The organism is Microbacterium songi, assembly GCF_042747925.1.
GTDB lineage: Bacteria > Actinomycetota > Actinomycetes > Actinomycetales > Microbacteriaceae > Microbacterium.
Window position 1 is genome coordinate 80,754 of sequence record NZ_JBHZIE010000006.1, and the last position, 21,015, is coordinate 101,768.

The 21,015-nt window shown below is 69.2% G+C and carries 19 protein-coding genes and 1 riboswitch; of the genes, 15 read left to right on the forward strand and 4 right to left on the reverse strand.

Annotation, left to right across the window (positions count from 1 at the left end; genetic code table 11):
• Positions 1-8 precede the first annotated feature (8 nt).
• Both ACFM35_RS08990 and ACFM35_RS08995 read right to left on the reverse strand, forming a co-directional pair.
• A complete protein-coding gene (locus ACFM35_RS08990; RefSeq protein WP_378841134.1) occupies positions 9-1,121 on the reverse strand; it encodes a BMP family lipoprotein in 1,113 nt (370 codons plus the stop codon).
• Positions 1,122-1,270: 149 nt separating this feature from the next.
• Entirely contained in the window at positions 1,271-2,386 is a 1,116-nt protein-coding gene (locus tag ACFM35_RS08995) for a mannose-1-phosphate guanylyltransferase (protein WP_378841137.1), read from the reverse strand.
• Between the two features lie 231 nt (positions 2,387-2,617).
• Between ACFM35_RS08995 and sdhC the strand changes: the two genes are divergently transcribed.
• From sdhC to ACFM35_RS09045, 10 genes are all read left to right on the forward strand, one after another.
• Positions 2,618-3,052, forward strand: coding sequence for a succinate dehydrogenase, cytochrome b556 subunit (gene sdhC, locus ACFM35_RS09000; RefSeq protein WP_378841139.1), 435 nt, complete (start codon positions 2,618-2,620; stop codon positions 3,050-3,052).
• A complete protein-coding gene (locus tag ACFM35_RS09005) occupies positions 3,052-3,498 on the forward strand; it encodes a succinate dehydrogenase hydrophobic membrane anchor subunit (protein ID WP_378841142.1) in 447 nt (148 codons plus the stop codon). The genes sdhC and ACFM35_RS09005 overlap by 1 nt, the downstream gene beginning before the upstream one ends.
• 37 nt (positions 3,499-3,535) lie before the next feature.
• Positions 3,536-5,341 carry a succinate dehydrogenase flavoprotein subunit gene (gene sdhA, locus ACFM35_RS09010; protein ID WP_378841144.1) on the forward strand — a complete coding sequence of 602 codons (1,806 nt, stop codon included), beginning with the start codon at positions 3,536-3,538 and terminating at the stop codon, positions 5,339-5,341.
• Positions 5,342-5,343: 2 nt separating this feature from the next.
• Positions 5,344-6,129: a succinate dehydrogenase iron-sulfur subunit gene (locus ACFM35_RS09015; protein WP_378841146.1), complete on the forward strand. Its 786-nt coding sequence runs from the start codon at positions 5,344-5,346 to the stop codon at positions 6,127-6,129.
• Between the two features lie 72 nt (positions 6,130-6,201).
• The gene (locus tag ACFM35_RS09020; RefSeq protein WP_378841149.1) at positions 6,202-7,404 is read left to right on the forward strand and encodes an MFS transporter; all 1,203 of its coding nucleotides are present in this window, start codon (positions 6,202-6,204) and stop codon (positions 7,402-7,404) included.
• Between the two features lie 9 nt (positions 7,405-7,413).
• Positions 7,414-8,676: a YihY/virulence factor BrkB family protein gene (locus ACFM35_RS09025; protein ID WP_378841151.1), complete on the forward strand. Its 1,263-nt coding sequence runs from the start codon at positions 7,414-7,416 to the stop codon at positions 8,674-8,676.
• A 43-nt stretch (positions 8,677-8,719) separates the two neighbouring features.
• Positions 8,720-9,571, forward strand: a complete 852-nt coding sequence (locus ACFM35_RS09030; protein WP_378841154.1) for an exodeoxyribonuclease III — start codon at positions 8,720-8,722, stop codon at positions 9,569-9,571.
• Positions 9,572-9,664: 93 nt separating this feature from the next.
• On the forward strand, positions 9,665-10,669 hold the full coding sequence (trpS, locus tag ACFM35_RS09035) for a tryptophan--tRNA ligase (protein WP_378841156.1): 1,005 nt from the start codon (positions 9,665-9,667) through the stop codon (positions 10,667-10,669).
• 74 nt (positions 10,670-10,743) lie between these two features.
• Positions 10,744-11,310 carry a GNAT family N-acetyltransferase gene (locus ACFM35_RS09040; protein WP_378841158.1) on the forward strand — a complete coding sequence of 189 codons (567 nt, stop codon included), beginning with the start codon at positions 10,744-10,746 and terminating at the stop codon, positions 11,308-11,310.
• Between the two features lie 100 nt (positions 11,311-11,410).
• Positions 11,411-12,289, forward strand: coding sequence for an Fpg/Nei family DNA glycosylase (locus ACFM35_RS09045; RefSeq protein WP_378841161.1), 879 nt, complete (start codon positions 11,411-11,413; stop codon positions 12,287-12,289).
• A 50-nt stretch (positions 12,290-12,339) separates the two neighbouring features.
• On the opposite strand, the gene glpK is transcribed toward ACFM35_RS09045, so the two are convergent.
• Both glpK and ACFM35_RS09055 read right to left on the reverse strand, forming a co-directional pair.
• A complete protein-coding gene (glpK, locus tag ACFM35_RS09050) occupies positions 12,340-13,878 on the reverse strand; it encodes a glycerol kinase GlpK (RefSeq protein ID WP_378841164.1) in 1,539 nt (512 codons plus the stop codon).
• 49 nt (positions 13,879-13,927) lie between these two features.
• The gene (locus ACFM35_RS09055; protein ID WP_378841167.1) at positions 13,928-15,706 is read right to left on the reverse strand and encodes a glycerol-3-phosphate dehydrogenase/oxidase; all 1,779 of its coding nucleotides are present in this window, start codon (positions 15,704-15,706) and stop codon (positions 13,928-13,930) included.
• Between the two features lie 135 nt (positions 15,707-15,841).
• Positions 15,842-16,001: riboswitch (FMN riboswitch) on the forward strand.
• A gap of 59 nt (positions 16,002-16,060) precedes the next feature.
• On the opposite strand from ACFM35_RS09055, the gene ribD reads away from it, so the two are divergent.
• The 5 genes from ribD to ACFM35_RS09080 are packed head-to-tail and all read left to right on the forward strand — an operon-like array spanning position 16,061 to position 20,997.
• Complete coding sequence (gene ribD / locus ACFM35_RS09060; protein ID WP_378841170.1) at positions 16,061-17,086, forward strand: bifunctional diaminohydroxyphosphoribosylaminopyrimidine deaminase/5-amino-6-(5-phosphoribosylamino)uracil reductase RibD; 1,026 nt, start codon at positions 16,061-16,063, stop codon at positions 17,084-17,086.
• On the forward strand, positions 17,086-17,730 hold the full coding sequence (locus ACFM35_RS09065) for a riboflavin synthase (RefSeq protein ID WP_378841172.1): 645 nt from the start codon (positions 17,086-17,088) through the stop codon (positions 17,728-17,730). The genes ribD and ACFM35_RS09065 overlap by 1 nt, the downstream gene beginning before the upstream one ends.
• Positions 17,727-19,004, forward strand: coding sequence for a GTP cyclohydrolase II (gene ribA, locus ACFM35_RS09070; protein WP_378841175.1), 1,278 nt, complete (start codon positions 17,727-17,729; stop codon positions 19,002-19,004). The genes ACFM35_RS09065 and ribA overlap by 4 nt, the downstream gene beginning before the upstream one ends.
• Positions 19,001-19,474, forward strand: coding sequence for a 6,7-dimethyl-8-ribityllumazine synthase (ribH, locus tag ACFM35_RS09075; protein WP_378841178.1), 474 nt, complete (start codon positions 19,001-19,003; stop codon positions 19,472-19,474). Before ribA ends, ribH begins: the two co-directional genes overlap by 4 nt.
• Positions 19,475-19,518: 44 nt before the next feature.
• On the forward strand, positions 19,519-20,997 hold the full coding sequence (locus ACFM35_RS09080; RefSeq protein ID WP_378841181.1) for an MFS transporter: 1,479 nt from the start codon (positions 19,519-19,521) through the stop codon (positions 20,995-20,997).
• Positions 20,998-21,015 lie beyond the last annotated feature (18 nt).

The following is a 21,015-nucleotide window of genomic DNA, read 5'->3' on the forward strand; positions in this document are numbered from 1 at the left end:
GGTCGGTGCTACTGGTTGAGGTACGACGTGACGGGGATCGATCCGTCGATGATGCCCGCCGTGATCGTGTCGAGCTCGCCCTGCAGGTCAGGGGAGACCTTCGACTCGAAGTCGTGGAACGGTGCGAGGCCGACGCCTTCGTTCTCGAGCGTGCCGACGAACGGGGTGGTGTCGAAGTCGCCCTGGCCGGCGGCGAGCACGGCGTCGCTGACGCCCACATCGATGCCCTTGCGAATCGAGGTCAGCAGCAGGTCCGCGACACTCGGGTCGGTCTCGAACACGTCCGCGTCGACGCCGATGAGGGCGATGTCACGACCGGAGTCGCGGATGACCGACGCGGCGCTCTGGTAGATCGGGCCACCGACCGGCAGCAGCACGTCGACGCCCTGGTCGACGAGACCCTGCGCGGCGTTGATGGCGTCCTGGTTGGCCGTGAACGCCCCGGTGAAGACGCCGTCCGTGCCGTCCCAGCCCAGAACCTGGACCGTGTCGCTCTTCTGCGCGTTCCAGTACTCGACGCCCTGCTTGAAGCCGTCCATGAAGATCGAGACCGTCGGGAAGTTCTGCCCGCCGAACGTGCCGACCTTCTTCGACTTGTCGGTCGAGTACGACGCGGAGGCGTAGCCCGCGAGGAACGCGGCCTGCGACGTGTCGAACACGATCGGCTTGATGTTGGGCGCGTCGGTCTCGCCGTCGAAGTCGTTGTCGACCACGTCATCGATCGAGACGAACTCGAGGTCGGGGTTGGCGGTGGCCGCCTCGCCCGCCGCCGACGCCAGGGCGAAGCCGACGGTGATGATCAGCTTGCAGTTCTGGTCGATGAGGCTCGTGATGTTCGGGGCGAAGTCCGCTTCGGAGTCGGACTGCACCGAGATGGGCTCGACGCCGAGGGTCTCTGCCGCCGACGTCATGCCTTCGAAGCCGAGCTGGTTGAACGACTTGTCGTCGAACCCGCCCGCGTCCGAGACCATGCAGGGGATGAAGCCGTCGACGGCGCCGCCCGCGGCGTCACCGGACGAGGATGCCGCCGGCGCGGGCGCCGATCCGCAACCGGCCAGCGCAACGAGCAGTCCGGCGGTGGCGATGACCCCGCCGAACTTCTTGGTGGTAGAGAGTGTCAACTCAGGCCTCCATAAAAAGGTGGCCCGCGCACTTCGCGGGCGACATTTTGAAGTTACCCACTATGACGGCGCGCTTGCATACCGGATCGCCCCCGGTGGGCCAATGGTTACAAAGACGCAACAGAGCCGTCGCATGCGGCCCTCACCTCTCAGAGGACGTCGCCGCGGCCCGTCAGCTTGAGGGCGTCGACGACGCCTTTCACACGCTGCGCGTGTTCGCTCGTGGTCACCAGCAGCGCGTCCTCGGTGTCGACGATCACGATGTCCTTCACTCCGATGACGCTGATCACGCGACCGGTCTGACTGACGACGATGCCGCTCGCGGCGTCGACGAGCACGCGCGCGTTCTCGCCGAGGATGGCCAGGTCGTTCTTGCGACCGTGGGAGTTGAGCTTCGCGAGGCTGGCGAAGTCGCCCACGTCATCCCATTCGAAGTGTCCGGGGATCACGGCGAGGCGCCCCTTCTCGGCGGCGGGCTCCGCGACGGCGTAGTCGATGGCGATCTTCGTGATGCTCGGCCAGACGCGATCGACGACCGGACCGCGGGCCTCGCGGTCGTCCCAGGCCTCGGCGAGATCCATCAGCCCGGCATAGAGGTGCGGCTGGTTCTCGGCGATCTCGCCGAGAAGGACGTCGGCACGGGCGATGAACATCCCTGCGTTCCAGAGGAACGACCGGTCGGCGTAGTACTCGCGCGCGGTCTCGAGGTCGGGCTTCTCGACGAAGCGGCGCACGTAGGCGGCCTCGGGGGCGCCCTCGACGATCAGCTCGTCGCCCTTCTGGATGTAGCCGAACCCCACGGAGGGTTCGACGGGAGGAATGCCGATCGTGCAGATGTACCCGTCGCGGGCGACCGCCACCGCCTGGCGCACGGCGTGGTCGAACAGACGCGAGCCGCGGATCACGTGGTCGGCGGCGAACGAGCCGATCACGACGTCGGGCTCCCGACGCGACAGGATCGCGGCGGCGAGCCCGATCGCGGCCGCGGAGTCGCGCGGCTCGGACTCCAGAAACACGTTCTTGTCGGGGATGCCGGGCAGCTCGCGCTCGACGGCCGCGCGGTGCGCCCGCCCGGTGACCACAGCGATGCGGTCGGCGCCGGCGAGCGGCTCGAGCCGATCCCAGGTGTCGCGTAGAAGGGTCTGGCCGGAGCCGGTCAGGTCGTGAAGGAACTTCGGCGCGTCAGCACGGGAGAGTGGCCAGAGCCTGCTGCCGATACCGCCCGCGGGGATCACTGCGTAGAAGTCGTCGATCGGTTCGGCCATGAGCAGAGGATACCGGGACGGCGCGCGCCACCCCTGTCGGCGACTCCGTGCCGGCGCCCACGGCCATCCGGGGGCAGGTGAGGCAACCCTCATTAATGTCTTGACATCAAGATAGTTAGGCTTCCCCCCCGGGCTCGGCGACAGGGGCCGCCATAGGATGAAGGCGCAGCGTTGCCGCTTCCACGAGGGTCGTGCCGCACTCAGGCTGGTGACGAAAGCAGGGAGGACGATGTGTCTGCAGACACACGCGTGACACCGTCGGTGTCGGAGACCACTTCGAAGGTCCCCCGCGGAACGCTCTACCGGGGCCGAGAAGGAATGTGGTCGTGGGTGTTGCATCGCATCACCGGTGTGGCCATCTTCTTCTTCCTCCTCGTGCACGTGCTGGACACCGCTCTGATCCGGGTCTCCCCCGAGGCGTACGACGCGGTCATCGGCACGTACAAGAACCCCATCATGGGGATGGGCGAGGTCGTGCTCGTGGCGGCCATCGCCTATCACGCCTACAACGGGCTGCGCATCATCGTCGTCGACTTCTGGTCGAAGGGTGCGCGCTACCAGCGCCAGCTCTGGTGGGTCGTTCTCGGCCTCTGGGCAGTGACGATGATCGGATTCACCCCGCGCCACCTGATCAATGTGTTCTCGACGATGGGAGGGGGCCAGTGATGACTTCCGCCGACACCATCGCCGCACCCCGCAGCGCCGCCCCGCGCAAGAAGGGCACCAATCTCGAGAAGTGGGGCTGGATCTACATGCGCGTCTCGGGCGTCGTGCTCGTGGTGCTCATCTTCGGTCACCTCTTCGTCAACCTCATGGTCGGCGAAGGCATCCACCAGATCGACTTCGCGTTCGTCGTCGGAAAGTACGCCTCACCGTTCTGGCAGTGGTGGGACGTCCTCATGCTCTGGCTCGCGCTCATCCACGGCGCGAACGGCATGCGCACGGTCATCAACGACTACGTCACGACCGAGCGCACGCGCCGCGTGCTCGTCTGGGCGGTCGGGCTGTCCGCCGCCTTCCTCATCCTGCTGGGCACGCTCGTCGTCTTCACCTTCGACCCGTGCATTGGCGTCACCCCCGACAGCAGCCTCTGGGACATGTGCCAGGGCTGATCCCCCGGCGCACCGAGAGAGAAACGAAAGCATCCCCGTGAGCACAGAGACCGCAGACTCCTTCGTCAAGGACGGCGTGCACTACCACCAGTTCGACATCGTCATCGTGGGCGCCGGCGGTGCCGGTATGCGCGCGGCGATCGAAGCCGGACCGGGTGCCAAGACCGCCGTCATCAGCAAGCTCTACCCGACCCGCTCGCACACCGGGGCGGCGCAGGGCGGTATGGCGGCCGCGCTGGCGAACGTCGAAGAGGACTCCTGGGAATGGCACACCTTCGACACGGTGAAGGGCGGCGACTACCTGGTGGATCAGGATGCCGCCGAGATCCTGGCGAAGGAGGCTATCGACGCGGTCATCGACCTCGAGAACATGGGCCTGCCGTTCAACCGCACGCCCGAGGGCAAGATCGACCAGCGCCGGTTCGGCGGCCACACCGCCGACCACGGCAAGACCCCGGTGCGCCGGGCCTGCTACGCCGCTGACCGCACCGGTCACATGATCCTGCAGACGCTGTTCCAGAACTGCGTGCGTCTGGGCATCAACTTCTTCAACGAGTTCTACGTGCTCGACCTCATCACCGTCGTTGCGGACGACGGCACGACGCAGGTGGCGGGCGTCGTCGCCTACGAGCTGTCCACCGGCGACCTGCACGTCTTCCAGTCCAAGGCCGTCATCTTCGCGACCGGCGGCTTCGGCAAGATCTTCAAGACCACCTCGAACGCGCACACGCTCACCGGCGACGGCGTCGGCATCGTCTGGCGCAAGGGCCTGCCGCTCGAGGACATGGAGTTCTTCCAGTTCCACCCGACCGGCCTCGCAGGGCTCGGCATCCTCCTCACCGAGGGTGCCCGAGGTGAAGGCGCGATCCTGCGCAACGCCAGCGGCGAGCGGTTCATGGAGCGGTACGCACCGACGATCAAGGACCTCGCACCCCGTGACATCGTGAGCCGCTGCATGGTCCAAGAGGTGGCCGAAGGTCGCGGCGCCGGCCCGCACCGCGACTACGTGCTGCTGGACTGCACCCACCTCGGGGCGGAAGTGCTGGAGACGAAGCTCCCCGACATCACCGAGTTCGCCCGCACGTATCTCGGCGTCGACCCGGTCGTCGAACCCGTGCCCGTGATGCCCACCGCGCACTACGCGATGGGCGGCATCCCCACCAACGTCAAGGCCGAGGTCCTGAGCGACAACACCACGGTCGTGCCGGGTCTCTACGCCGCCGGGGAGTGCGCCTGCGTGTCGGTGCACGGCTCCAACCGCCTCGGCACCAACTCGCTGCTCGACATCAACGTCTTCGGCAAGCGCGCGGGCCGCAATGCGGTCGCCTACGTGCAGGACGCCGAGTTCGTGCCGCTGCCGGAAGACCCCTCGAAAGAGGTGCGCGAGCTCATGGAGAGCCTGCGCAACAATCCCGGCACGGAGCGGATCGCCGTGCTGCGCAAGACCCTGCAGGACGAGATGGACCGCAAGGCCCAGGTCTTCCGCACCGACGAGTCGCTCGGCGAGGTCATGACGGTGATCCAGGATCTGCGCGACCGCTTCCAGAACATCCACGTCGACGACAAGGGCAAGCGGTACAACACCGACCTGCTCGAAGCCGTCGAACTGGGATTCCTCCTCGACCTCGCCGAGGTCGTCGTCGTCACCGCCCGCAACCGCAAGGAGAGCCGCGGCGGTCACATGCGTGACGACTACCCGAAGCGGGACGACGAGAACTACATGCAGCACTCGATGGCGTACCTGTCGGGTGACGCCCACTCCTCGCACCCCGAGGATCACATTCACTTGGACTGGAAGCCCGTGGTCATCACGCGCTACCAGCCGATGGAGAGGAAGTACTAGAGATGGTGTCGACTCTCGTAGAGACCACCGACGCGGATGTCGCGGACACCGCCGCCCCGGAAGACACGGGCGTTCAGGCGTTCCTCGTCACCTTCATCATCCGTCGCTTCGACCCCGAGGTGGACGCTGAGCCGCGCTGGGTCGATTACGACGTGGAGCTGTACTCGACCGACCGCGTCCTGGACGGGCTGCACAAGATCAAGTGGGAGGTCGACGGCTCGCTGTCGTTCCGTCGCTCGTGCGCGCACGGGATCTGCGGCTCCGACGCCATGCGCATCAACGGCCGCAACCGACTCGCCTGCAAGACGCTGATCAAGGACCTCGACATCTCGAAGCCGATCTACGTCGAGGCCATCAAGGGCCTGCCGCTCGAAAAGGACCTCATCGTCGACATGGAGCCATTCTTCGCCTCCTACCGCGACGTGCAGCCGTTCCTGATCGCGAACTCGGTGCCCGAGAAGGGCAAAGAGCGCGTGCAGTCGGTCGTGGACCGCGAGATCTTCGATGACACCACCAAGTGCATCCTGTGCGCCGCGTGCACGTCGTCCTGCCCCGTGTTCTGGACCGATGGGCAGTACTTCGGTCCTGCCGCCATCGTCAACGCGCACCGCTTCATCTTCGATTCCCGCGACGATGCCGCCGATGTGCGTCTCGACATCCTCAACGACAAAGAAGGCGTGTGGCGCTGCCGCACCACCTTCAACTGCACGGAGGCGTGCCCCCGTGGCATCGAGGTGACGAAGGCCATCGCCGAGGTCAAGCAGGCGGTGCTCCGCGGGAGGCGCTGAGCGCAGCATCCTGAACCTGCCCCCGAGCGAGATGTGCTCGTGGGCGCCGGCCTCGGCCGGTATGGTTCGACCGTGGACACCGCAGGGTCGCTGAAGCGTCGCTCCCGAGCGACGGTGTCCGCGGCGTATGCGGCGCAGGGGTTCGGCTACGCCGTCGTGGTGACCTCCCTGCCGGGTTTCAAGGACCGGCAGGGCATCGACGACACCGCCATCGCACTCATCGTCCTGCTGGTGTGCGTCACAGCGGCCGCCGGTTCGGTGCTCGCCGACCTCATCGCCACCCGGGCCGGCAGTCGTGCCGCCCTCGTGACCGGACTGGCCCTCGAGGTCGGCGGCATCGCCATCGTGGCCGCAGATGCTCCGCTCTGGCTGTTCATCGCCGGCTTCGCCGTCTACGGATCCGGGCTGGGCGCCGTCGACGCCGCAGGGGCCATGCAGGGCGTGCTGGTGCAGCGTGCCTACGGCCGAGACCTCATGGGCGGGTTCTTCGCCGCCTACACCGCCGCCGCGATTTTCGGGGCGCTGGCCGTGGCGGGTGCCGCCACCGTCGGGTGGGGCGTGTCGGCGGCCCTCGTGGTCGTCACCGTCGTGGCCGCGTTCGTCGCGGGCTGCGGTCTCGTCTGGTTCGACCGCTCCCGCGCCGGCGAGGAGCGTCACGTCGCGGCCCGCACGCCCCTCCCCCGCCGCGGCATCTGGCTGTTCGGCTTCGTCATCCTCGCCGCATTCACGCTGGACTCGGGGGTGAGCACATGGAGCACGGTCTACCTGCAGGATGACCTCGTGGCCGCGGCCGTCATCGCCCCGCTCGGCTACGCCGCCTATCAGGTGGCGATCCTCCTCACGCGGCTCGCGACCGACAGGATCGTGGGGCGGTGGGGCGCGGGACCGGTCGTGATGGGCTCGACCGTGATCTCGCTGGCGGGGCTGATCGTGGTCGCGGCGCTGCCGTTCGTGGCCGCTGCGGTGCTCGGCTTCGCGCTCGCAGGGGTCGCCGTGGGCGCCCTGGTTCCGCTCGCGTTCACATCGGCGGGCCAGCTCGCGCCGCTGCGCAGCGACCAGATCATCGCGCGGGTCAACCTCTTCAACTACGCGGGCGCCGTCCTCGGCGCCGTGGTGATCGGGCTGCTGGCCGACGTGCCGGGACTCCCGCTCGCGTTCCTGATCCCGGCCGTGCTGCTCCTGCCGGTGCTCTTGCTCGCACGCAGATTCCGGGCCGCCGCGGGCCGGCAGGACGCGGTCGCGGCGACGACGGCGGGCGCATCCGCCGATCGATAACCTGGATCCATGAACCAGAGGGGTCCGAGGCAGAGCGAGCCTGGAGAGTCCGACCCCGCCGTCGATCCTGTTTCCGTGGCGCTCGAGGCGGCCCGCGAAGAAGAGACTCTGCGCGAGCGGTGGGAGATGACGCAGGACTCGCTCCGCGAACGGTTCGACGAGCCGATCGCGCGCGCCACCCGCGTCACCCAGGCGACCCTCGCGTGGTTCCCCATCCGCGTGTGGCGTCACTTCCTGCAGCACAACGGGTTCCTGCTCGCGGCCGGCGTGAGCTACCAGGCGCTGTTCGCCCTGTTCGCGGCGATCTACGTGGCCTTCGCGGTGGCCGGGCTCTGGCTCGGCGCCAGCCAAGCGGCGATCAACGCGATGATCGACGTCATCAACGGGTACATCCCCGACCTGATCAGCGCGACCGGCCTGTTCACCGAGGAGCAGGTGGCCGAGATCGCGACGCAGAGCGCCAACGTGCTCGGCGTGACCGGCTTGATCGCCCTCGCGACCCTGATCTGGACGGCGATCGGCTTCATCACCTTCGCGCGCCGCGCGGTGCGCGACATCTTCGGAATCGATCCGGATCGGCGCTCCTACCTCCTCCTCAAGGCGCGCGACCTCTTCGCCGCAGCCGTGTTCGGCGTCGCGCTCGTCGTCGGAGCCGCCGTCAGCTCGGCGGGCACGTGGGCACTGAGCCTCGTGTTCGACCTCTTCTCGTGGCCGACGGACTCGTTCGGCTACCTGCTCGGAGCGCGCGTGGCGTCGATCGTCGTCTCGTTCGCGCTGTACTCCGCGGCGCTCGCCTCGCTCGTGCGCTTCCTCACCGGAACGCACCTCGGTTGGCGTCGGATCCTTCCCGGCGCCATGATCGGGGGCGGCGCGGTCACGGTGCTGCAGATCGGCGCGGGATGGCTGCTCCTCTACACCCCGTCGAACTCCCTGCTCGCGACCTTCGCGATCTTCGTCGGGCTGCTGCTGTGGTTCCGGGTGATCGGGGTGATCATCCTCACGGCGAGCGCCTGGATCGCCGTCGCCGCCAGCGACATGAACGTGCCGCTGCTCCCCCAGACGGAGGACGAGCGCAGGCGGGCCGAGCACCGCGCCCTCCTCGTGGCCGCGAACGTGCGATTGCGCACCGCACGCGAAGCCCGCGAGAACGCGCCCTGGTACCGCGTGTGGTCCGCCGATCGAGCGGTCGCCGCAGCAGAGGCCGAGCTCGCCCACGTCGTGGCATCCGCCCCTCCTCCCCCGGCCCGCAGACCGGGCCTGCTGATGGAGTGACCGGCGCCGCGGGGTGTCGGAGGCCGCGTCTAGGCTGATCCTCGTGCCACGCCCCCTTCGCATCGCCTCCGTCAACGTCAACGGCATCCGCGCGGCAGCCCGCAACGGCATGCACGCATGGCTCGAGACCGCGGGGGTCGATGTGCTGACGCTGCAGGAGGTGCGGGCCACGGCCGCCGACGTGGCGGCCGTCCTGCCGGGCTGGTTCTTCGTCAACGACGAAGCACTGGCGAAGGGTCGCTCGGGTGTCGCCATCGCGACCCGCGAGCCGGTGGACGCCTTCCGCACCGACCTCGTCGGGGGCCCCGATCTGCAGCCGAAGGGCCGCTGGATCGAAGCCGACGTCGTGACCGAGGGTGAGACCGTCACCGTGGTGAGCGCGTACGTCCCCACCGGGCAGGACGGCACCCCGAAGCAGGCGGAGAAGTACGCGTTCCTCGATGCGATGGAGGAGCGGATGCCGCAGCTCGCGGCCGACGGACGGCTGGCCCTCATCACCGGCGACCTCAACGTCGGCCATCGTGAGCTCGACATCCGCAACTGGAAGGGCAACGTGAAGAAGGCCGGCTTCCTCCCCCGCGAGCGCGCCTATTTCGACCGCTTCCTCGGACCGGCGGGCTCCTCGGTCACCGGCGTCGACGGCTCCGTCGGCCCGGGTCTCGGGTGGGTCGATGTCGGTCGACGCTTCCACGGCGACGTCGACGGTCCGTACTCGTGGTGGTCGAGCCGCGGCAAGGCGTTCGACACCGACACCGGGTGGCGCATCGACTACCACCTCGCCACGTCGACGCTCGCCGAGCGCGTCACGGACTACCGGATCGTGCGCGCCCCGTCGTGGGACACCCGGTGGAGCGACCACGCCCCCGTCGTTGTCGACTACACGGTCGGTCTCTGAGCCGGGCTCGGCGCGGCATCCGCCCCCGGGTCTTCGATCGGGCCGGACAGGACCGTCGAGGGGGCCGGCGGGACCGCGAACTAGACTCGACGGGTGAACAAACCCCGCTTGTACTCCGGCATGCAGCCCTCCGCCGACTCGCTCCAGATCGGCAACTACATCGGGGCGCTCATGCAATGGCGAGACCTGCAGGACTCGTACGATGCGTTCTTCTCGGTCGTCGACCTGCACGCCCTCACGCAACCGAACGATCCCTCCGAGCTGCGGGCGAAGACGCGGCGCACGGCCGCGCAGTACATCGCCGCCGGCATCGAGCCTTCGCGTTCCACCCTGTACGTGCAGTCGCACGTGCCCGCGCACAGCGAGCTCGCGTGGATCCTCTCCACCCTCACCGGCTTCGGCGAGGCGAACCGCATGACGCAGTTCAAGGACAAGTCGCAGCGCTACGGCGTCGACGCGACCTCGGTGGGCCTCTTCACCTATCCGGTGCTGATGGCGGCCGACATCCTGCTGTACCAGACCGACGTGGTGCCCGTCGGTGACGACCAGAAGCAGCACGTGGAACTCACGCGCGACCTCGCGGAGCGCTTCAACTCCCGGTACGGTCAGACCTTCACGGTGCCGGTGCCCGTGATCCAGCGCGACACCGCGCGCATCTACGACCTCCAGAACCCGACGTCGAAGATGTCGAAGTCCGCCGAGTCCGATGCGGGTGTGCTGTGGATGCTCGACGAGCCCGCCGTCAACGCCAAGAAGATCATGCGCGCCGTCACCGACAGCGAGGGTGCCGTCCGGTTCGACCGCGAGAACAAGCCCGGTGTGTCGAACATGCTGGTGATCTACGCCGCACTCAGCGGGCGTCAGATCCCCTCCATCGAGGACGAGTACGCGGGGCGAGGCTACGGCGACTTCAAGAAAGGCCTCGCGGAGGTCGTGGTCTCCGAGTTTGAACCCGTGCGCGCCCGCACGCTCGAGATGCTCGATGATCCGGCCGAGCTCGACCGCGTGCTGGCGGCGAACGCCGACCGCGCGGCATCCGTCGCCAACGCCACCCTGAACGACGTCTACGACAGGATCGGCCTGCTGCGCCGCGCCTGAGTGGGCCACCGGGGGCGTAGTGGGTGCACAACCGGGTCGCTCGTGGTCGGTTCGCACGTCGATAGGGTGGCGAGATGGATGCCGTGACCCTGCACAGCGCCCGGCTCGAGCTCTCGATCCCCACCAAAGGCGACGTCGACGCGATCTTCGCCGCCTGCCAGGACCCCGGCATCCAGCGCTACACCACCGTTCCCTCGCCCTACACGCGAGTCCACGCCGAGCAGTTCGTGGTCGACGTGGCGGCGCAGTGGGCGGCCGGCGACCACCTCACATGGGCGATGCGGCGTGACGACGAACTGATCGGCATGGTGGGTCTGTACCGTCTCAGCGCCAAAGGCGACGGCGAGCTCGGCTATTGGGTCGCGCGGCAGGCTCGCGGTCAGGGCTATCTCACCGAGGCGTCGCGCACCGTGCTCGACTGGGGCTTCTCCGAGGACGGTCTCGCGCTCACCCGCATCGAGTGGCACGCCTCGGTCGGCAACATCGCCTCGGCCCGGGCCGCCCGCGCTCTGGGCTTCCGCTACGAGGGAATGCGACGGCAGGCGCTGAAGAACTCCCACGGTCGCGACGACGGCTGGGCCGCTGCTCTGCTCTCGAGCGACGATCGGAGGCCGCAGCCGTGGCCGGTGCTGCCGGACTGAGGCTTCGGCCGGCGGCGGGGCGGGGGGTTGCCGGTACGCGCGGCGTGTGCTGAGTCCGGAGGGCCGCCCGGGCAACCCACCCGCGTGGCAGGATGGGCGCATGCCCGAGATGCCCGAGGTGCAGGGACTCGTCGACTTCCTCCGCGGACGCGTGACCGGCCTCGAGATCACGCGCGTCTCGGTCGCGAACATCGCCGCACTGAAGACCTACGACCCGCCGGTCACCGCCCTGGTCGGCACCGCCGTCGCGGGTGCCGAGCGGCACGGCAAATTCATCGACCTGGCCACGACCCACGACGGCGACGACGCGGCACCCCACCTCGTGTTCCACCTGGCGAAGGCCGGATGGCTGCGCTGGTACGACACCCTCCCCGCCACGGTCATCCGCCCCGGCAAGACGGCGATCGCCCTGCGGGTGGCCCTCAGCGACGGCTCGGGCTTCGACCTCACCGAGGCCGGGACCAAGAAGTCGCTCGCGGTCTACGTCGTCCGTGACCCCGCCGACGTTCCCGGCATCGCCCGGCTCGGCCCCGACCCGCTCGATCCCACCTTCACCCGTGACACGCTGGCGGCGCTCCTGGAGGGGCGGCGGACGCAGATCAAAGGCGTGCTCCGCGACCAGTCCATCATCGCCGGGGTCGGGAACGCGTACTCGGACGAGATCCTGCACGCCGCCAAGACATCGCCGTACGCTCTGGCGGCCAAGCTCACGGACCCCGAGATCGACCGGCTCTTCGCCGCGATGACGGCGACGCTGACGGATGCTGTGGCCGAGGCATCCGGCAAGCCTCCCGCCGACCTGAAAGACGCGAAACGCCGCGGCATGCAGGTGCACGGACGTCGAGGGGAGATCTGCCCCGTCTGCGGCGACACCGTACGCAGCGTCTTCTTCGCCGACAACAGCCTGGAGTACTGCGCGACGTGCCAGACGGGTGGCAAGCCCCTCGCCGATCGCCGGTTGAGCAGGCTTCTGAAGTAGACGCGTCTCGTCTCGTCGCTGCGCTCCCCGCGTGACGACCGGGCGGCGGATCAGACGTCGTTCGTGCCCGCCAGGATGTGAGCGTCTTCGTCGACCCAGTCGAGCGACTTCGTCACGGCCTTGCGCCACATGCGCACGCGGCGCTCCCGCTCGGCCGGGTCCATCGAGGGTTCGAAACGCGCGCCCTCCCGCCATTGCGCCCGCAGGTGGTCCCGGTCGTTCCAGACACCGGTCGCGAGCCCGGCCGCGTACGCGGCGCCGAGCGCGGTGGTCTCGATCACCTCGGGGCGGACGACCGGGATGCCGAGGATGTCCGCCTGGAACTGCATCATGAGCGCATCGCGCGACCCGCCGCCGTCGACCCGCAGCTCGAACAGATCCTTCTCCGTGTCCATGAGGGCGGCATCGATCACATCTCGCGATTGGAACGCCGCAGCCTCCAGCGCCGCGCGGGCGATATGGGCCTTGTTCACGTAGCGGGTCAGACCGACCAGGGCTCCGCGCGCGTCGGGGCGCCAGTACGGGGCGAACAGGCCGGAGAAGGCGGGGACGAAGTAGGCGCCGCCGCTGTCGGCCACGGTCGAGGCGAGGCGCTCCACCTCGGGCGAGGACGAGATGATGCCCAGGTTGTCGCGCAGCCACTGCACCAACGACCCGGTCACGGCGATCGACCCCTCCAGCGCGTACCGTGCCGGCTCGTCCTCGCACCGGTACGCGACCGTCGTCACGAGTCCGTTCGTCGAGCGCACGATCTCGGTGCCCGTGTTCACGAGGAGGAAATTGCCGGTGCCGTAGGTGTTCTTCGATTCGCCCACGTCGAACGCGGCCTGACCGAACATGGCCGCCTGCTGGTCTCCGAGGATGCCCGCGATCGGGATGCCCCGCGCTGCGGCGGGCTCGCGCACCTCGGTGACCACTCCCGAGGACGAGACGATCTCGGGCATCATCGAGCGGGGGACGCCGAAGGTCTCGAGGAGCTCGTTGTTCCAGTCGAGGGTGGCGAGGTCCATCAGCAGGGTGCGGCTGGCGTTGGTCACGTCCGTGACATGGATGCCCTGCCGCGTGTCGCCTGTCAGATTCCAGATGACCCAGCTGTCGGGGGTGCCGAAGAGAAGGTGTCCGGCCTCCGCGTCGGCGCGCGCGCCGGGGACGTGATCGAGGATCCACGCGATCTTCGACGCGGAGAAGTAGGTTGCGAGCGGCAGCCCCGTCTGCGCGGCGAAGCGGTCGGTGCCGCCGTCTGCGGCCAGCCGGTCGATCATCGGCTGCGTGCGGGTGTCCTGCCACACGATGGCGTTGCCGACCGGTTTGCCGGTGCGGCGATCCCACACGATGACCGTCTCGCGCTGGTTGGTGATACCGAGGCCGGCGATGTCCCCGGCGCGCAGCGCGGCGTCCTTCAGAGCGGTCGAGATGACCCACTGCGTGTTCGTCCAGATCTCGATGGGGTCGTGCTCGACCCAGCCGGCACGCGGGAAGATCTGCTCGTGCTCACGCTGCGCGACGCTGACGATGGATCCGGAGGAGTCGAAGACGATCGCCCTCGTCGATGTCGTCCCCTGGTCGAGCGCCAGAACATGGTCGGCCACGATGCCTCCTTCTGCGCGCACCCGTGCACGGGGCGGGCGCGGCTCCAGGCTAACGGCCGCTGCTCGACTCTCCGTACGACGACACCGGCCGCACGTCCGACGATGACGCGGACCGAGCCCCCGAGATCCACGCCGGATCCGCGGCATGGACGCGATCGAGGCCGCGCTGCACCTCTCCGTCGATGCCGGAGGCATCCCAGCCGAGAACCGGTGCCAGCACTCCGGCGATCTCGCGCGCGGCCGATTCCGTCGCCTCGCCGAGGAACGCGAGGCTCGTCCGTCGCATCAGGACGTCGTCGAGGTGCACGACGCTCTCCGTCCGCGCGAGGTGCCGCAGCTCGCCCGAGCTGTAGGCAGGTGCGGCCGCGAGCAATCGGTCGTCGGGGTCTTCCAGGATCGCCGTGATGACCTCGGCGGCGACCGTGCCGTAGCGGTCGAGGAGCATCGCGGCGCGATCGAGCGGCAGCGTGCCCCGGTGAGACTCCAGCCACTGCCGGCGGGTGCGCTCGGTGGCGGGGAATCCCTTGCCGCCGCCGATCGCGAGACCCTTCGTCGAGCGCAGCCGGGGTCGGGCGAGGAGCTCGAGCGCGCGGTCGGCCAGGTGTTCGGCGGAGGCGCGGAACGTGGTCCATTTCCCGCCGACGAGACTGAGGACCGTGGCATCCGTCACTCCCCCGCCTCGCAGCTTCGCCGTCTCGATGCGATAGTCGCGCGACACGAACCCGGCCGCGATGTCGCCGTGGCCGGGCAGTGGGCGCACCCCCGAGAAGCGGTAGACGATCTGCGAACGATCGACCTCGATCGACGGCAGCACGTGCGCGACGAGTTCGAGGAAGTAGTCGACCTCGGCCTCGGTGCAGACGATCGGATCGGACATGTCGTGCTCGAGGTCGGTCGTGCCCACCAGCACCCGACCCTTGAGCGGGTAGATGAGCACGATACGGCCGTCCTTGTGCTCGAAGAAGAGCTCGCGCCCGCCGGTCGCAGCCAGCAGTTCGGGGTGATCGAGGACGATGTGCGAGCCCTTCGTGCCCCCCATGAGCGCGGTGGGATCTTCGAGCGCATCGTTCGTCAGGTCGGTCCACGGTCCGGACGCGTTGATGACGACGGATGCCGCGACCGCCACTTCTTCCCCCGTCACGGTGCTCTGCACCACGACCCGGCCGTCCCTGACATCCACCGCCCCGGTGTAGTTCGCCGCGCGCGCGCGGTCGCCTCCCGCAGCCCGGCCGTCGCGGAGGACGTCGAGCGCGAGCCGCTCCGGATCGTGCAGCGAGGCATCCCAGTAGGTCGCCGTGTACTTGATGGCGGGATTCAGCTGCGGGAGGGCGGCCAGCGATCGCCGGCGTCCGTGGAACGCGTGCCGGGGGACGCGGCCGCCGCCGCGCGAGAAGGAGTCGTAGATCACGAGCCCGATCTTGATGAGCGCCGCACCGCGCTCGCGGTGACCCTTCGAGCCGTGACGGAGGAATCGCAGGGGCGCGCTCAGCACCCCGGAGAAGGTCGAGAAGATCGGAATCGTCGTCTGCAGGGGGCGGACGTAGTGCGGCGCGACCCGGAGTAGCCCGTTGCGTTCGGTGACGGCCTCGTGAACCAGCCGGAACTCGCCGTTCTCGAGGTACCGCACGCCGCCGTGGATCATGTGCGACGACGCCGCGGATGCGCCGCTGACGAAGTCCGACCGCTCGACGAGCATGACGTCGACCCCCTGCAGAGCGAGGTCTCGGAACGCAGCGAGCCCGTTGATGCCGCCGCCGACGATGAGCACATCGGCCCACGGTCGCGCGACCAGATCGTCGAACGTGGTGTGGCGTGGTGACGGTGACATGCGCGCCCCTTTCCCCCCTCCAGGCTAAACGGCGGGGAGGGGGGAAAGGGCGCCTGCGAGGGCCTTCGCGGGGAGTTGCCAGCCGTCATGGAATGAAATCCCGCGCGGGGCGTTGAGTAGACTCCAGAGCAGTACAGAGTGCTCCGGGGTCGGTGAGAATCCGAACCGGCGGTGACAGTCCGCGAACCGAGGCAGAAGCATCCGGAAGGGTGCGGTCTCGGCCGATCCGGTGGAATTCCGGAACCGACGGTGATGCGAGGGTCTCCCTCGTCAGTCCGGATGAGAGGCGCACGGACGGTGACGAGCCGTCGGCGTGAGCCATCCCCGGAGATCCGATCCGGAACGGGGAATGGCATGGGCATCAGCGCCGCGGAGGACTCCGCGATGACGCGTGCGTTCGCGCTGGCGCTCAACGGCCCGCGCGGCGTGAACCCCCAGGTGGGAGCCGTCCTCCTCGCCCCCGACGGCACGGTCGTGGCCGAGGGCTGGCACCGCGGAGCCGGCACCGCCCACGCGGAGGTCGATGCCCTGTCCCACCTCGGCCCGGAGGGCGGCGAAGGTCTCACCGCGGTCGTCACCCTCGAGCCCTGCAACCACCAGGGACGCACGGGGCCCTGCTCGGAAGCCCTCCTCGCCGCCGGGATCAGCCGCGTGATCTTCGCCGTGGACGACCCCAGCCCCGAGGCGGGCGGAGGCGCGGAGCGTCTCGCCGCCGCGGGTGTCGACGTCGAGCAGGGATTCCGCCGCGCCGAGGGCGAGCAGCTGCTCGCATCGTGGCTGCGGACGGCGGAACTGCGCCGGCCGCACGTGACCGTGAAATGGGCGCAGAGCCTCGACGGTCGTGCCGCGGCGGACGACGGGACCAGCCAGTGGATCACCGGACCCGCCGCACGGGCCGATGTGCACCGGCGTCGGGCGGCCGCCGACGCGATCGTCGCCGGGATCGGCACGATCCTCGCGGACGACGCCTCTCTCACCGCGCGCGCGGACGACGGCACGCTCGTGGCGTCGCAGCCGCAGCCGGTGGTGATCGGGCGGACGCCCACACCGGCGGATGCCGCGGTGCGCCGTCACCCCAGAGCACCCCTGTTCTACGACACGCACAGCCTTCCGAACGTGCTGTCGGATCTGCGCGATCGCGGGATCCAGACCGTGTTCGTCGAGGGCGGCCCCACGCTGGCGAGCGCGTTCCTCCGGGCGGGACTCGTGGACGAGGTGGTCGTCTACATCGCGCCTGCCCTGATCGGCGGACGCAATCTCGCGCTCGCCGACATCGGCGTCGACACGATCACCGACGCGCGGCGACTGAGTGTGGCATCCATCGACCGACTCGGCGACGACCTGCTGGTCGTGGCACGCCCTTCTGAAGGAGAAAGCTGATGTTCACCGGAATCGTCGAAGAGGTCGGCGCCGTCACCGCTGTGGAGGAGTCCGGCGACGGGGTGCGTGTCACCGTGCACGCGCCGATCGCCGTGGCGGATGCCGCGCACGGCGACTCGATCTCGGTGAGCGGCGTGTGCCTGACGGTCGTCGACCGCGGGGACGACTGGTTCACCGCCGACGTGATGCGTCAGACGCTCGACATGTCGACCCTCACGGGCGTCGACGTCGGTCGTCCCGTCAACCTCGAGCGCGCGACGGCGGCCCACGGACGACTCGGCGGACACATCGTGCAGGGCCACATCGACGGCACCGGGGAGGTGCTCGAGGTGCGCCCGGGCGACCAGTGGCGCGTCCTGCGCTTCTCGGTGCCCGCCGATCTCGCCCCCCTCGTCGTCGACAAGGGCTCGATCGCGATCGACGGGGTCTCGCTCACCGTGAGCGCGGTCAGCGACCCATCCGCAGAACCCCAATGGCTCGAGGTGTCCCTCATCCCCGAGACGCTCGCCGCCACGACGCTCGGCGCGCGGCGCCCCGGTGACCGCGTCAACCTCGAGACCGACATCCTGGCCCGCCACGTGCGGCGCCTCCTCGCATTCACCCCCTCGGCGCTCGGCGCCCCGACAGAAGGAGGCTCTCGATGAGCCTTTCCACCATCCCCCAGGCGCTGGACGCGCTGCGCGCCGGCAGGCCGATCATCGTCGCCGACGACGAGAACCGCGAGAACGAGGGCGACGTCATCATCTCGGCCGAGCTCGCCACCCCCGAGTGGATCGCCTGGACCGTCCGCTGGTCGAGCGGCTTCATCTGCGCCCCCATGCCCGCCGACTGGGCGGACCGTCTCGACCTACCGCCGATGGTCGCGGTGAACGAGGACGCGCGCGGCACCGCCTACACCGTGAGCGTCGACGCCGCCACGCGGGTGACGACGGGCATCAGCGCGTCGGATCGCGCGCACACGCTGAACGTGCTCGCCGACCCCGAGTCCACGCCGTCGAGCCTCATCCGCCCCGGCCACGTCCTTCCGCTCCGCGCCGTCGACGGCGGCGTGCGCGAACGAGGGGGCCACACCGAAGCGGCCGTCGACCTCATGAAGCTCGCGGGTCTCAAGCCGGTGGGCGCCATCGCCGAGATCGTCGCCGAGGACGGCAGCATGATGCGCCTGCCCGGCCTGATCGACCTCGGCGCGCGCGACGGCGTGCACGTCATCACGATCGAACAGTTGATCGCCCACCTCGACGAGGTCGACCCGCGCGACAGCGCCGTGCCCGGTCCGCACCGCCGGCGCGTGAGCCTGCGCGCCGAGGCGCATGTGCCGACCTCCCACGGCGACTTCCGCTTCCTCGCCTACAAGGACCGCGTCACGGGCACCGACCACATGGCCGTCGTCTCGGGCGAGCTGACCGACGACGCGCCGCTCGTCCGCGTTCACTCGGAGTGCCTCACCGGTGAGGCCTTCGGCTCGCTCAAGTGCGAGTGCGGTCCGCAGCTCAACGCCGCGCTCGACGCCATCGACGAACAGGGGGGCGTCGTGATCTACATGCGCGGCCACGAGGGCCGCGGCATCGGCCTCATCAACAAGCTGCGGGCCTACAGTCTGCAGGAGCGCGGACTCGACACCGTCGACGCGAACCTCGCCCTGGGCCTTCCCGCCGACGCCCGCGACTACGCCGCGGCAGCCGGAATCCTCGCGGATCTGGGTATCGAGCGCGTCCGGCTGCTGACGAACAACACCGACAAGGTGAACCAGCTGCGTGAGCTCGGCCTCGACGTCGTCGAGCAGGTGCCGCTGCTGGTCGGCGTCGGTCCCAACAACCACCAGTATCTCGAGACGAAGCGCGACCGCATGGGGCACATCATCGCCGATGCCGATCTCGCCGACGCGCTCTCGCAGATGCACGAAGGAGCAGGCGCATGAGCGGCAGAGGAGCGCCCCTGACCGGGGGAACGGACGCCACGGGACTTCGGATCGTCGTCGTCGCGGGGACGTGGCACGACGCGATCAGCGAGGGTCTCATCGCGGGCGCCGAGCGCACGCTCGATGCCTCCGGCGCGACGTGGCAGCTGGTGCGCGTTCCCGGGTCGTTCGAGCTGCCGGTGGTGGCGAAGGCGGCCCTGGATGCCGGCGCCGACGCCGTCGTCGCCCTGGGCGTGATCATCCGCGGCGGCACTCCGCACTTCGAGTACGTCTCGTCGGCCGCGACCGACGGTCTCACGCGCGTGGCGCTCGACACGGGCAAGCCGGTGGGCTTCGGACTGCTCACCCTCGATGACGAGCAGCAGGGCCTCGATCGCGCCGGTCTCGCCGGCTCGAAGGAGGACAAGGGTGCCGAGGCCGCGGACGCCGCGATCCGGACTGCTCTCGTCCTGCGTCAGCTGCGCGACTGACGCCGCGCGCCAACCTGGGAGAACCCTGGGTAGACTCGTCGCTTATGTCTTCCCCTGTTTCCCCGTCCACCGCCTCGGCACCGCTGAATCCGCGCTCACGCGTGATCACCGCGAGTCTCGTGGGCACCACGATCGAGTTCTACGACTTCTACGCGTACGCGACCGCCGCGGTGCTCGTGTTCCCGATCCTGTTCTTCCCGACCGGCAACGAGACCACCTCGCTCCTCGCGTCGTTCGCCGTGTTCGGCGCGGCGATGGTCGCCCGTCCGATCGGTGCGCTCGTCTTCGGGCATTTCGGCGACAAGTTCGGCCGCAAGGCGACGCTCGTGGCCTCGCTGCTGACGATGGGCATCGCGACGGTGCTGATCGGCTGCCTGCCCACCTTCCAGCAGATCGGCTGGGTGGCGGCGTTCCTCCTGCTCGTCCTGCGTCTCGCGCAGGGCTTCGCGCTGGGCGGCGAATGGTCGGGTGCGGCGCTCGTGGCCACCGAGAACGCGCCGGCGGGGAAGCGCGCGTGGTACGGCACGTTCCCGCAGCTCGGAGCACCGATCGGGTTCATCATCGCCAACGCGGTGTTCCTCACGATCAACTTCGCCCTGCCCCACCCCGATGGCACCGGCCAGCGGTCCGAGGCGTTCCTGGCGTGGGGCTGGCGCGTGCCGTTCCTGTTCTCGGCGGTCATGGTGATCATCGGGCTCTGGGTCCGGCTGAAGCTCGTCGAGTCCGAGACCTTCACGAAGGCCGAGAAGACCGGCGCCATCCGCAAGTTCCCGGTCGGCACGGTCTTCCGCCACCACTGGTGGCACCTCATCCTCGGCACGTTCATCATGCTCGCGACGTATGTGCTCTTCTACCTGATGACGAGCTTCACCCTGTCGTACGGCACGAAGGCGGCAGACCTCGGCACCGCCTCGGCGGCCGCCCAGGCTGCTGCCGAAGCCGCCGGCAAGCCGTTCGACGCCACGGCCTTCGCGGCGCAGTTCTACCCCGGACTCGGTTTCGCCTACACCGACTTCGTGCTCATGCAGATCATCGGCGTCGTCTTCTTCGGCATCTTCACCCTCCTGTCCGGCCCCATCGCCGACGCGATCGGCCGCAAGAAGCTGCTCATCGGCGTGACGATTGGCATCATCGTGTTCGGTCTCGCGTTCGACCTGTTCCTGCTCCCCCAGGCGGACCCGAAATTCACCGGCGCGCTCGTCCAGGCGTTCCTGATCTTCGGCTTCGCCCTGATGGGCACGACCTTCGGGCCCATGGGCGCGGTGCTGCCCGAGCTGTTCCCGACGAACGTGCGCTACACCGGCTCGGCGGTGTCGTACAACGTCTCGTCGATCCTCGGTGCTGCTCTCGCTCCGCTGATCGCGCTCGCCCTCTGGGCTGCGGCCGGCGGCGACCCCTGGCTGGTCGGCCTGTACCTCGCCGGCTCGGGCGTCCTCACGCTGATCGCCGTCTTCCTCGCCCCCGAGACGAAGGACGTCGACTACGAGGCCGATCTCGGCGTGGGAGTCACCGGCTCGCTCTAGTCCGGAGCCCTCGACGAG